Raw genomic sequence first — 12,066 nt, 5'->3', positions numbered from 1 at the left:
GATACTGTCCCATGGCGAAACGCCTCGATCTCCACGACGTCAACATCTACTACGGCGACTTCCACGCGGTGAAGGACGTCAACCTGGAGGTCCCGCCGCGCTCGGTGACGGCCTTCATCGGGCCGTCGGGCTGCGGTAAGTCCACCGTCCTGCGCACCCTCAACCGGATGCACGAGGTCATTCCCGGTGCCTACGTGGAGGGCGACGTCCTGCTGGACGGCGAGAACATCTACGGCCGCACCGTCGACCCCGTCGCCGTCCGCAACACCATCGGCATGGTCTTCCAGAAGGCCAACCCGTTCCCCACGATGTCCATCGAGGAGAACGTGATCGCCGGGCTGCGGCTCTCCGGCGAGAAGAACAAGAAGAAGCTGCGCGAGGTCGCCGAGAAGTCCCTGCGGTCGGCGAACCTGTGGGAGGAGGTCAAGGACCGCCTGGACAAGCCCGGCGGCGGCCTCTCGGGTGGTCAGCAGCAGCGTCTGTGCATCGCCCGCGCCATCGCCGTGGAGCCGGAGGTGCTGTTGATGGACGAGCCGTGCTCGGCCCTGGACCCGATCTCCACCCTGGCCGTGGAGGACCTGATCCACGAGCTGAAGGAGGAGTTCACCATCGTGATCGTCACCCACAACATGCAGCAGGCCGCGCGGGTCTCCGACCAGACCGCCTTCTACTCCCTGGAGGCCACGGGCAAACCGGGCAAGCTGGTGGAGGTCGGGCCGACGAAGAAGATCTTCGAGAGCCCGGAGCGCAAGGAGACCGAGGACTACATCTCAGGACGGTTCGGCTAGACCTTCCCCACCCCCGTCGGCCGTTCTGTGCCAGAGTGGGGGCACAGTGGAAAGGAGTCGGTGATGGCACCGGTACATATCGTCCTGATGGGGGTGAGCGGCAGCGGCAAGGCTCCGCTCGCCGCGGAACTGCAGAAACGGACCGGTTTCACGGCGGCCACCGCCGTGGACCTGCAACCCGACGAGGTCCGGCGCAAGATGCAGGAGGGGGGCTTCCTGACCCCGGAGGAGCGGCTGCCGTGGGCGTACGCGATCCGCGACTGGCTCACCGAACAGGCCCGGATGGGGCACTCCACCGTGGTGGTGAGCCTGGGCCTGGGGCGCCGCGCCCGCGACATCTTCCGCGAGGCGGAGGGCTTCGTGTTCTTCGTGCACGTCCACGGCACCGCCGACGTCATCCGGGAACGGTCGCTGAAGCGTACCGGCACCTACCCCGAGGAGGACGTCCTGCAGGCGCAGTACGCCGAACTGGAGCGGCTGCGCGCCGACGAACCGGGCGTGCGGGTGGACGCCGCCCAGTCACCCGAGGTGCTGGCGGACGCCGCGTTGGCCGCGCTGACCGTGGCCAGCCGGGAGTCAGAAGGGGTCTGAGCCGTAGCGGCGGCGGATCTCGTCGAACTGCTCACGCATCGTCTCCTGCTGCTCCTCGGAACGGCGGGAGACCTCGTACTCCTGGGGACGCTTCCCGGTCGCCAGGTAGACCACGCGGGTGCCGATGTTCACCGCGTGGTCCGAGTAACGCTCGAAGAAGCGGGACAGCAGGGTGACGTCCACCGCGGCGGAGACCGGGTAGGGCCACTCCTTCTTGCCGGTGATGTGGAACATGTGCTCGTGCAGGTCGTCGACGGCGTCGTCGTCGAGGGCGAGCTCCATCGCCTTCTCCGGGTCGTAGGTGACCAGCACGTCGTGCAGCTTCTCACCGATGCCGTCGACGAGCCGGGCCATCTCGCGGAAGTAGGGCTGGGTGACCTCCGGGACCGCGGACTCCGGGTGACGCCGGCGGGCGGTGCGGGCGACGTGGACGGCGAGGGTCGCCATCCGGGCCAGGTCCTCCACGATGTAGGTGCCGGAGACGACCTGCCGCAGGTCGCGGGCCACCGGCCCTTCCAGTGCGAGCAGCTCGAAGGACCGTGACTCGTTGCTCTGACGCAGCTCCTCGATCTCGGTGACGGAGCTGAGGACCTGTTCTGCTGTGTCGATGTCCTGGTTGAACAGGGCGTCACACGCCTGAGACATCATCTGCCGGACCTTGTCGGCCATGACAGCGAGTTCATGGGCGAAGGTCCGCATCTGTTCCTGGTACACGGTGCGCATGGGGCCAGTGTACGGGGGGTACGGCCACTTCGCTGGGTGAACGAGGGGTACTTTCCCCGGGGGTGTCAACCTCCGTTGGCGGCTGCCCCGTCAGCGTCCGGGTCCTCCGGAACGCTGCTGGTCAGGTCCTCGGGGTCGTCCAGCCAGCCGTCCGGCAGGGCGACCTTCCCGGGTGAGCCCTGACGACCCCGGGGCCCGTCGGCGTCCACGGCACGGGCGTCCGACCCCCACATGGGGTCGAGGACCGCGCGCAGTGACTCCAGGTCGGTGATCTGCGAGAGCTGGCGGCGGATCTCCCCGCCGGCGGGGAAGCCGCGCATGTACCAGGCCATGTGCTTGCGCATCTCGCGCACACCGTAGGTCTCGCCCTCGTGGGCGGACAGCAGTTCGGCGTGACGCATGATGATCCGGCAGACCTCGGCGAGGGTGGGCTCCTCCGGGACCGGCAGCCCGCGCAGGTGTGCCGACAGTTCGGCGAAGAGCCAGGGGCGGCCCAGGCAGCCCCGGCCGACGACGACGCCGTCGCACCCGGTCCGTGCCATCATCGTCGCGGCGTCGGACGCCTTGAAGATGTCGCCGTTGCCGAGCACCGGCACACCGGTGCCCTCCATGTGCTCGACGAGGCGGGCGATCTGCCCCCAGTCGGCGGTGCCCGAGTACCGCTGGGCGGCGGTGCGTCCGTGGCAGGCGACCGCGGCCGCGCCCTCGTCGGCGGCGATGCGGCCGGCGTCCAGGTGGGTGAGGTGGTCGTCGTCGATGCCGACGCGGAACTTGACGGTCACCGGGATGTCGGACCGTCCCGCGTCGGAGACGGCCGAGACCGCCGCCCGGACGATGGAGGCGTAGAGGCGCCGCTTGAACGGCAGGGCGGAACCGCCGCCGCGGCGGGTGACCTTGGGCACCGGGCACCCGAAGTTCATGTCGATGTGGTCGGCGAGGTCCTCCTCGGCGATCATCCGGGCAGCGCGGTAGGTGTACTCCGGGTCGGTGGTGTACAGCTGCAGACTGCGCGGATCCTCGTCGGGGGCGAAGGTCGTCATGTGCATCGTCTTCGGGTTGCGCTCCACCAGGGCGCGCGCGGTGACCATCTCGCAGACGTAGAGGCCGGCGACACTGCCCATACGCTGGCGTTCCTGCTCCCGGCACAACGTGCGGAAGGCGACGTTCGTCACCCCCGCCATCGGGGCCAGGACGACGGGGGAGTCCAGGTCGAACCGGCCGATGGAGAGGGCGGGTGCTGGTGCGGTGGTCGTTGCGGTGCTCACACCCCTGATTCTCACACCGGGGCGGGGGAGGTGCAAAGCGGTGTGATCCGGTCGGTCACTACACTCGGGAGTGTGCGGTCACACCCGCACGGTCCTGTGAACTGCCGTCGTGCGGCACCGGTGTGCTATCAATGGTGGCAGAGGTCACGTTTGCTACAGAAACAAACGGTGATGATTACAGAGATACTTCCGATACAACGGGACAACAAAGAGGAGAGAGAGTGTCTGAGCGCATCGCACACAGCGGACTGAAGTCGAAGGTCATGTCGGCGCAGGAGGCCGCCGAGTTCGTCAACAACGGTGACAAGGTCGGCACCTCCGGCTTCACCGGGGCGGGGTACCCCAAGGTCCTCCCCACCGCGATCGCCGAACGTGCCAGGGCCGCCCACGACCGCGGTGACGAGTTCCAGATCGAGCTGTTCACCGGCGCGTCCACCGCCGTCGACTGCGACGGTGTGCTGGCCGAGGCGGACGCCGTCAGCTTCCGTGCCCCCTACAACTCCGATCCCGTCATGCGCGGCAAGATCAACGCCGGCGAGATGAAGTACTGGGACATCCACCTCTCCCACCTGGGCAAGCAGGTGCAGGAGGGCTTCTTCGGGAAGTTCGACGTCGCCATCATCGAGGCCGTCGCCATCCGTGAGGACGGCACCGTCGTCCCCTCCTCCGCGGTGGGCAACAACATCGAGTACATCGACGCCGCCGACAAGGTGATCATCGAGGTCAACGAATGGCAGTCCCGGGACCTCGAGGGCATGCACGACCTCTACCGCATCGAGCCCGCCGGCCAGCGCACCCCCATCGGCATCACCTCGCCGGGTGACCGCATCGGCGGCACCGCCATCGAGTTCGACACCAGTAAGGTCGTCGCCGTCGTCGAGACCGACGCCCCCGACCGCAATGCGCCGTTCACCCCGGCGGACGAGACCTCGAAGAAGATCGCCGGGCACTTCCTGGACTTCCTGGAGGGCGAGGTCCGCGCCGGGCGGCTGGCGTACGACCGCTACATCATGCAGTCCGGTGTCGGCAACGTGCCCAACGCCGTGATGGCCGGCCTGCTCGACTCCAAGTTCGAGAACATCACCGCCTACACCGAGGTGATCCAGGACGGCATGGTCGACCTGATCGACGCCGGCAAGATGACCGTCGCCTCGGCGACGTCCTTCTCCCTGTCCCCGGAGTACGCGGAGAAGATGAACGCGGAGGCGGCACGCTACCGCGACAACATCATCCTGCGTCCGCAGCAGGTGTCCAACCACCCCGAGGTCATCCGCCGGCTCGGCCTCATCGCCACCAACGGCATGATCGAGGCCGACATCTACGGCAACATCAACTCGACCAACGTCTCCGGTTCGCGTGTGATGAACGGGATCGGCGGCTCGGGCGACTTCACCCGTAACGCCCAGGTCTCCTCCTTCATCAGTCCGTCGGTCGCCAAGGGCGGCGACATTTCCGCCATCGTGCCCTTCGCCTCCCACATCGACCACCACGAGCACGACGCCATGGTGGTCATCACGGAGAAGGGGTACGCCGACCTGCGTGGCCTGGCGCCGCGCGACCGTGTCAGGAAGATGATCGCGATCGCCGACCCGTCCTACCAGCCGCTGCTGGAGGAGTACGTCGAGGCGGCGTCGAAGAGCAGGTTCCAGCAGACCCCGCACGACCTGTCCAGGGCATTCGAGTTCCACACCCGGTTCCTCGAGACCGGTTCGATGCGGAAGTAGCACCCGTGGTGCCGCGCCGGCTGTGCCCGTCGCGGTACACCCCGGGCCTTCGGGACACTTCTCCCGGAGAGTGTGCGGGGCAGGTTTCCGGCGCCGTCCGGACATGCACTAGACTCTAGGACGCACCTCACACGTGGGGTGCGTCGTCGGGCCTTTAGCTCAGTTGGTAGAGCTACGGACTTTTAATCCGCAGGTCGTGGGTTCGAGCCCCACAGGGCCCACTGTCAGGACAACCCCCGGTCACGGATGACCGGGGGTTTTCCCGTCGCTGTGCAGGCGACGCATCGCCGTGGCCGGGAATTCACGCCCGAACGGGGGTGAAAGCGGACATGGAGGTCCGTTCCGGGTGTTACGGTCGGGTGGTCCCGTGCTGATACCTGTCGAGAAGGCGGAGGTGGACTGCCATGTCACCCAGGTCCGTCTTCTTCGTGTCCGACAGCACGGGAATCACCGCGGAGACCCAGGGCAATGCGCTGCTGGCCCAGTTCCCCGGATTCACCTTCCGCCGCCGCGTGCTCCCCTTCGTGGATTCCGTGGAGGCGGCGGCCCGGGCGGTCACCACGATCGCGGAGGACGGCGGTGACGCCGCGGCGGAACCCATCGTCTTCGTCACGATCCGTGACGCGCAGGTCGCCGACATCGTCGCCGGGGCGTCCGGAGAGGTCATCGACCTGCTGGGGGCCCACCTGGCTCACCTGGAGGACGTCCTCGGCGCGGCACGGACGGGTACGGCCACGGAGTACCACCGGGTCGGTGACCTCGGCCGTTACCACGACCGTATCAACGCCGTGGAGTACACCGTGGAGCACGACGACGCCGCGAGTTTCCGCGGCCTCGACAGCGCCGACCTGATCATCCTCGCACCGTCCCGGTGCGGGAAGACCCCCACCGCCATGTACCTGGCGCTCCAGCACGGGCTGCGGGTCGCCAACTACCCGCTGACCGACGACGACGCCGTGGGGCGTCTCCCCGAGGCCGTCGGGCCGTTCCGGGACAGGCTCTTCGGCCTGACCACGACGGTGCAGCGGCTCAGCCAGGTCCGCACCGAACGCCGCCCGGGCAGCAGGTACGCCAGCACGCCGCAGTGCCGTGCCGAACTCCGTCGGGCAGAGGAACTCTACCGTTCCCACAGGATCCCCTACATCGACTCGCACGCCATGAGCGTGGAGGAGATGTCCAGTGTCATCCTCACCAGGATGAACCTCCGCCAGCCGTAGGGCCCACCGCCCCAGGAAACGAACAGGAACCCCTCACCATGTCCACCATCCTCCCCTTCACCGCCATCGGCATGGACGACGTCGCCCGCGTCGGCGGCAAGAACGCCTCTCTCGGTGAAATGGTCGTCAACCTCGCCGACGCCGGTGTGCGCGTCCCCGACGGTTTCGCCACCACCGCCGAGGCGTACCGCGACTTCCTCGCCGTCAACGGTCTCGACGGGAAGATCGCGGCCGCCCTCGAGGACCTCGACACCGACGACGTCGCCGAGCTCTCCCGTCGAGGTGAACGGATCCGCGGCTGGATCCTGGAGCAGCCTTTCCCGCAGCAGCTCGAACGCGACATCCGGGACGCCTACGAGGAACTCGTCGCCGCCGACCCCCGTCCGGACGAGGTGACCTGGGCGGTGCGGTCCAGTGCGACGGCCGAGGACCTCCCCGACGCCTCCTTCGCCGGCCAGCAGGAGACCTTCCTGAACATCGGCGGCATCGACAACCTGCTCGAGGCGGTGAAGGCCGTCTTCGCCTCGCTGTACAACGACCGGGCGATCTCCTACCGGGTGCACCACGGCTTCGTCCACGCCGACGTCGCCCTGTCCGCCGGGGTCCAGCGCATGGTGCGCAGCGACATCGGCGCGTCCGGCGTGATGTTCACCGTGGACACGGAGTCCGGGTTCGACCGCGCGGTGTTCATCACCTCGTCCTACGGGCTGGGCGAGGCGGTGGTGCAGGGGGCGGTGAACCCGGACGAGTTCTACGTCTCCAAGCCCGCCGTCCGGGCCGGGAGGACGGGGTCGGACGCGATCCTCTCCCGGACCGTGGGGGACAAGGCGGTGGCCATGCGTTACGCGGAGGGCACCGGCGTCGACTCCGCCACCCGCTGGGAGGATGTCGCGGTGTCCGACCGGGTGCGGTTCTCCCTCACCGACGAGGAGGTCACCGAGCTCGCCCGCCACGCCGTGGCCATCGAGGAGCACTACGGGCGCCCCATGGACATCGAGTGGGGACGCGACGGGGTGGACGGCCGGCTGTACATCCTGCAGGCCCGTCCGGAAACGGTGGTCTCCCGGCGGGGACGGGACGGCCAGGTGCTGACCCGGTTCGAGATCGACCGGGCGGCCGCGGACTCCGCCGAGGTGCTCACGGAGGGCCGGTCCATCGGCCGGCGCATCGGCGCCGGCCCGGTGCGTGTGCTGCGCTCCGTCCACGACATGGGCGCCATGGAGGCAGGGGACGTCCTGGTCGCCGAGATCACCGACCCGGACTGGGAGCCGGTGATGAAACGGGCCTCGGCGATCATCACCGAGCGGGGCGGGCGCACGTGCCACGCCGCCATCATCGCCCGTGAACTGGGCATCCCCGCCATCATCGCCCGTGAACTGGGCATCCCCGCCATCGTCGGTACCGGTGACGCGACCTCGGTCCTGCCCGGCGGTGAGCCGGTCACCGTGTCCTGCGCCGAGGGCGACACCGGCCGCGTGTACCGCGGGGAGGTGCCTTTCGAGGAGAAGGTGACCCGGCTGGACGCCATGCCGGACATCCCGACGAAGCTGATGATGAACGTCGCGACCCCCGACCAGGCCTTCACCTTCTCGTCCCTGCCCAATGACGGGGTCGGCCTCGCCCGGATGGAGTTCATCGTCAACCGCCAGATCGGCGTGCACCCGCGCGCGCTCCTCGAGCGGGACACCCTGCCCGCCGACCTTCAGGCCCGGGTCGACGAGGTCACCGCGGCCTACCCGTCCCCGGAGGAGTTCTTCATCCGCCGGGTGGTGGAGGGGGTGGCGACGATCGCCGCCGCCTTCGACCCGAAACCCGTGATCGTGCGTCTGTCGGACTTCAAGTCCAACGAGTACGCGAACCTGCTGGCCGGGGAGCGCTTCGAGCCGCGCGAGGAGAACCCCATGATCGGTTACCGGGGCGCCGCACGTTACGTGTCCCGGGCGTTCCGCGACTGCTTCGCCCTGGAGTGTGAGGCGCTGCGCCGGGTCCGCGAGGACTTGGGCCTGACCAATGTCCGCGTCATGGTGCCCTTCGTCCGCACCGTGGACGAACTCCGGGAGGTGCTCGCGCTCATGGCGTCGCACGGCCTCGAGCGCGGTGGCGGGGCACCGGACAGCGACGGCCACGGCCTGCAGGTGGTGATGATGTGCGAGGTCCCGTCCAACTACCTCCTGGCCGACGAGTTCCTCGACCACGTCGACGGCTTCTCCATCGGGTCCAACGACATGACACAGCTGGTCCTCGGCGTCGACCGTGACTCCGACCTGGTCGCACACGACTTCGACGAGCGGAACCCGGCGGTGCTCACGGTCATCGAGTCGGTGATCGGCACCTGTGTGGAACGCGGCAAGTACGTCGGTATCTGCGGGCAGGGGCCCTCGGACCACCCCGGGTTCGCGCAGTGGCTCGTGGACCGGGGGATCGGGTCGATGTCGCTGACCCCGGACACCGTGGTGAAGACCTGGCTGGCGTTGGCGGGGGAGTCCGACGGACACGACGCCGGGTGATGTCGGCCGGGGTATAGTGATCCAGGCACGATCCCTCACATGATCCGATCTCTCCAGGAGCTTCCAGTTGAAACTCAACGACCCGACGTCCGACGCCGTTCTGAAGAGGCTGCGGCGTGCCCGCGGCCAGCTCGACGGGGTCATCACGATGATCGAGAACGGCCGTGAGTGCCGCGACATCGTGACCCAGCTCGCCGCCGTGTCCCGCGCCCTCGACCGCGCCGGGGTGAAGGCCATCTCCGGCGGCATGCGCGACTGCCTCTCCGCCGAGGAGGGCGACGCCCCGGAGGACTGGGAAGAGGAGATGGAGAAGCTCTTCCTGTCACTGGCGTGACCCGGCCGGGTGGTGGGCCGGCCCCGGCCCGGTAGCCTTGTCCCGGTGATCCGAACGCTGCTCATCGACAACCACGACTCGTTCACCTGGAACCTCGTCCATGACCTCACCCGTGTCAACGGTGTGGAACCGGTCGTCGTCCCGAACGACTGGCAGGGGTGGGGGTCCCGGGGTGCGGCACTGCTGGCGACCGTGGACAACGTGGTCGTCTCCCCGGGGCCGGGCACCCCGCTGCACGCCACGGACGTCGGCATCTGCCCGGCGGTGGTGCGCGCAGCCGTGGACCGCGGACTGCCTGTCCTGGGGATCTGCCTGGGCCACCAGCTCATCGCCCACATGTACGGGGCGACCGTGGGGCCCGCGGCCGAGCCCGTGCACGGCAGGCTCTCGCGCATCAGCCACGACGGCAGCGACCTCTTCCACGGGCTGCCCACCTCCTTCGACGTCGTGCGGTACCACTCCCTCGCCGTGTCGGACGTCCCGCCGCAGGTGGAGGTCACCGCCCGCGGTGACGACGGCACCGTGATGGGCCTGAGCGTCCCCGGCGCGCGGTTGTGGGGCGTGCAGTTCCACCCGGAGTCGGTGAAGTCCGGCCACGGACGTGACCTGCTGGCGAACTTCGCGGCGGTCACCCGCAGCCACGGGCGGATCCGGGGCGTGCGCGACCGCACGGTACCGCTGCCCGGCGGTGACACCCGGCTGCTCGCCGGGGAGCTCTTCCGCCGTCTCTACGGCGACCCCTCGACCCCGGGAGGAGCGGGGTACGCGGTGTGGCTCGACGGGAACCGGGCGGACGACCCCCGGGCCCGCCACAGCATCATGGGCGCGTCGGACACCGTGGTCACCGCCGACACCGGTACCGGGACGCTGGAGATCACGCGGGACGGGACGAGCCGCACCGTGGACGGCGACATCCTGGGCTGGCTGCAGGACGACCTCGCGCAGTGGAACACCACCGACTGTCCGTCGGGAGCCGCGCCGGCCGGTGGATTCCGCCTGGGCTGGGTCGGCTACCTGGGATACGGGGTGAAGAAGGACTGTGCCCGGGGAGAGGGGGCGGCGAACCGTCACCCGTCGCGCATCCCGGACGCCGGGCTGCTGTTCCTCGACCGGGCGGTCATCGTCGACCACGACACCGCCGAGGTCCACCTCGTCACGCTCGACAGAGAGGGTAGGGACGGTGGCGACGGTGGAGACGGCGGGGACGGCGGGGACCGCTGGCTCGACGACGTCGCCGCGGTCGTCCGGGGTCTGTCGGTGGAGGAACCGGTCGGCCCCGGGCGTGCGGGGCTGGCCGTCACCCTGCACGACCGGGACACCTACACGGACAAGGTCCGTGAGATCCAGCGGCTGATCGCCGCGGGGGAGACCTACGAGGCGTGTCTGACCACCACGCTGGAAGGGACGCCCGACTCCCCGGCCGATTCCCCACCGGACACCCTGGACCTCTACCGTCGGCTCCGGCGTGACAACCCCGCCCCCTTCGGCGCGTACCTCCGGCTCCCGGGGGCGACGGTGATGTCCACCTCCCCGGAACGATTCCTCAGTGTCGACGTCGACGGGCGTGTGGTCTCGTCCCCGATCAAGGGGACGCGTCCGGTGGGGGACACCGCGGAGGAGGACGACGACATCCGGGCCGAACTGCGGGCCAGTGAGAAGGACCGGGCGGAGAACCTGATGATCGTCGACCTGGTCCGTCATGACCTGGGCCGGGTCGCCGCGCCGGGGACCGTCGAGGTCCCGGAGCTCTTCGGGGTGGAGAGCTACGCCACGGTGCACCAGTTGGTCAGCACCGTCACCGCGGAACTGCGCGACGGGTGCACCGGGATCGACGCCGTCCGCGCCGCCTTCCCTCCCGGGTCGATGACCGGTGCGCCGAAGGAACGGACGATGCGGATCCTCGACGAGCTCGAGGACGGTCCCCGTGGCGTCTACAGCGGCGCCGTGGGGTACTTCTCCCTGGACGGGGCGGTCGATCTGTCGGTGGTGATCCGGACACTGGTCGCGGAGTACGCGGCCGACGGGACCTTCACCCGGTGGAGCTACGGGGTCGGCGGTGCGGTGGTGGCCCAGTCCACGCCGGACGGCGAGTACGAGGAGACCGTGGTCAAGGCCGCGCCGCTGCTGAGGCTCTGAGCGGCAGGCTCGACTAGGCTCGGTGGGCATGCACAACGATGGGGAACACGGTGACGTGAACGACGTGGAAGTCCTCCGGGACGCCGTCGCCGCTGTCCGCGCGCAGGTCGACGCGGCGGCGCTGGAGGCGGGACGGGATCCGGCGGAGGTGCGGCTCCTGCCGGTGAGCAAGACGGTGCCGGTCGAGCGGCTGAGGCGCGCGGTGGCGGCCGGGATGCACGAGTTCGCGGAGAACAAGCCGCAGGAGGTCCAGCGCAAGGCGGTGGAGATGGCCGACCTGCCGGTGCGGTGGATCGCGATCGGCCACCTGCAGACCAACAAGGCCAAGGTCGTCGCCGAACACGCCCATGAGTTCCAGGCGCTCGACTCGGTCCGGCTCGCGGAGGCACTGCAGCGCCGGCTGGACATGGTGGACCGCACGCTGGACGTGCTGGTCCAGGTCAACACCTCGGGTGAGGAGTCCAAGACAGGGGCGTCGCCGGAGGAGGTGGGCACGATTCTCGCGGCGGCGGCCCGGTGTGACCGGCTGCGCGTCCGCGGTTTCATGACCGTGGCGACCAACACGACGGACACCGGTGAGGTCCGGCGGTGCTTCTCCGACCTGCGGGGGATCCTGGAGCGTGCGCGTGGTGAGGCGGTGGTGGACCCCGGGTTGTTGACTGAGCTGTCGATGGGGATGTCGGGTGACTTCCGCACCGCGGTCGCCGAGGGGGCGACCTGCGTCCGGGTGGGGTCCGCGATCTTCGGGGCCCGCGACTACGGGGGAGGGGCGGGGCGGGGG

10 protein-coding genes and 1 tRNA gene are annotated in these 12,066 nt (G+C 69.3%); 9 read left to right on the top strand and 2 right to left on the bottom strand.

Going from position 1 to position 12,066, the window contains the following annotated elements; all coding sequences use genetic code 11:
- Window positions 1-11 precede the first annotated feature (11 nt).
- Together pstB and Q0A34_RS00950 are read left to right on the top strand one after the other, a co-directional pair.
- Window positions 12-788 carry a phosphate ABC transporter ATP-binding protein PstB gene (gene pstB / locus Q0A34_RS00955; protein WP_291477589.1) on the top strand — a complete coding sequence of 259 codons (777 nt, stop codon included), beginning with the start codon at window positions 12-14 and terminating at the stop codon, window positions 786-788.
- A gap of 63 nt (window positions 789-851) precedes the next feature.
- Window positions 852-1,379, top strand: a complete 528-nt coding sequence (locus tag Q0A34_RS00950) for an AAA family ATPase (protein WP_291477587.1) — start codon at window positions 852-854, stop codon at window positions 1,377-1,379.
- Here Q0A34_RS00950 and phoU read toward each other — a convergent pair.
- Both phoU and dusB read right to left on the bottom strand, forming a co-directional pair.
- Window positions 1,365-2,102: a phosphate signaling complex protein PhoU gene (gene phoU / locus Q0A34_RS00945; protein WP_291477586.1), complete on the bottom strand. Its 738-nt coding sequence runs from the start codon at window positions 2,100-2,102 to the stop codon at window positions 1,365-1,367. The genes Q0A34_RS00950 and phoU overlap by 15 nt on opposite strands.
- 65 nt (window positions 2,103-2,167) lie before the next feature.
- On the bottom strand, window positions 2,168-3,367 hold the full coding sequence (dusB, locus tag Q0A34_RS00940; protein ID WP_291477584.1) for a tRNA dihydrouridine synthase DusB: 1,200 nt from the start codon (window positions 3,365-3,367) through the stop codon (window positions 2,168-2,170).
- Window positions 3,368-3,588: 221 nt separating this feature from the next.
- On the opposite strand from dusB, the gene Q0A34_RS00935 reads away from it, so the two are divergent.
- From Q0A34_RS00935 to Q0A34_RS00905, 7 genes are all read left to right on the top strand, one after another.
- On the top strand, window positions 3,589-5,091 hold the full coding sequence (locus Q0A34_RS00935; protein ID WP_291477582.1) for an acetyl-CoA hydrolase/transferase family protein: 1,503 nt from the start codon (window positions 3,589-3,591) through the stop codon (window positions 5,089-5,091).
- A 148-nt stretch (window positions 5,092-5,239) separates the two neighbouring features.
- Window positions 5,240-5,312 (top strand) — tRNA-Lys (locus Q0A34_RS00930).
- 183 nt (window positions 5,313-5,495) lie between these two features.
- Window positions 5,496-6,308 carry a pyruvate, water dikinase regulatory protein gene (locus Q0A34_RS00925; RefSeq protein ID WP_291477580.1) on the top strand — a complete coding sequence of 271 codons (813 nt, stop codon included), beginning with the start codon at window positions 5,496-5,498 and terminating at the stop codon, window positions 6,306-6,308.
- 38 nt (window positions 6,309-6,346) lie between these two features.
- Window positions 6,347-8,815 (top strand): phosphoenolpyruvate synthase, encoded by a 2,469-nt coding sequence (gene ppsA, locus Q0A34_RS00920; protein ID WP_291477574.1) that lies wholly within the window; start codon window positions 6,347-6,349, stop codon window positions 8,813-8,815.
- Window positions 8,816-8,882: 67 nt separating this feature from the next.
- Complete coding sequence (locus Q0A34_RS00915; protein ID WP_291477572.1) at window positions 8,883-9,149, top strand: metal-sensitive transcriptional regulator; 267 nt, start codon at window positions 8,883-8,885, stop codon at window positions 9,147-9,149.
- Window positions 9,150-9,194: 45 nt separating this feature from the next.
- The gene (pabB, locus tag Q0A34_RS00910; RefSeq protein ID WP_291477571.1) at window positions 9,195-11,285 is read left to right on the top strand and encodes an aminodeoxychorismate synthase component I; all 2,091 of its coding nucleotides are present in this window, start codon (window positions 9,195-9,197) and stop codon (window positions 11,283-11,285) included.
- Between the two features lie 28 nt (window positions 11,286-11,313).
- On the top strand, window positions 11,314-12,066 hold a 753-nt coding region (locus Q0A34_RS00905; protein WP_291477569.1), incomplete at its 3' end, for a YggS family pyridoxal phosphate-dependent enzyme.

It is taken from the genome of Corynebacterium sp. (assembly GCF_022712195.1).
GTDB lineage: Bacteria > Actinomycetota > Actinomycetes > Mycobacteriales > Mycobacteriaceae > Corynebacterium.
The sequence above is the reverse complement of the archived record's forward strand: the minus strand, read 5'-3'. Positions and strand labels throughout refer to the sequence as shown.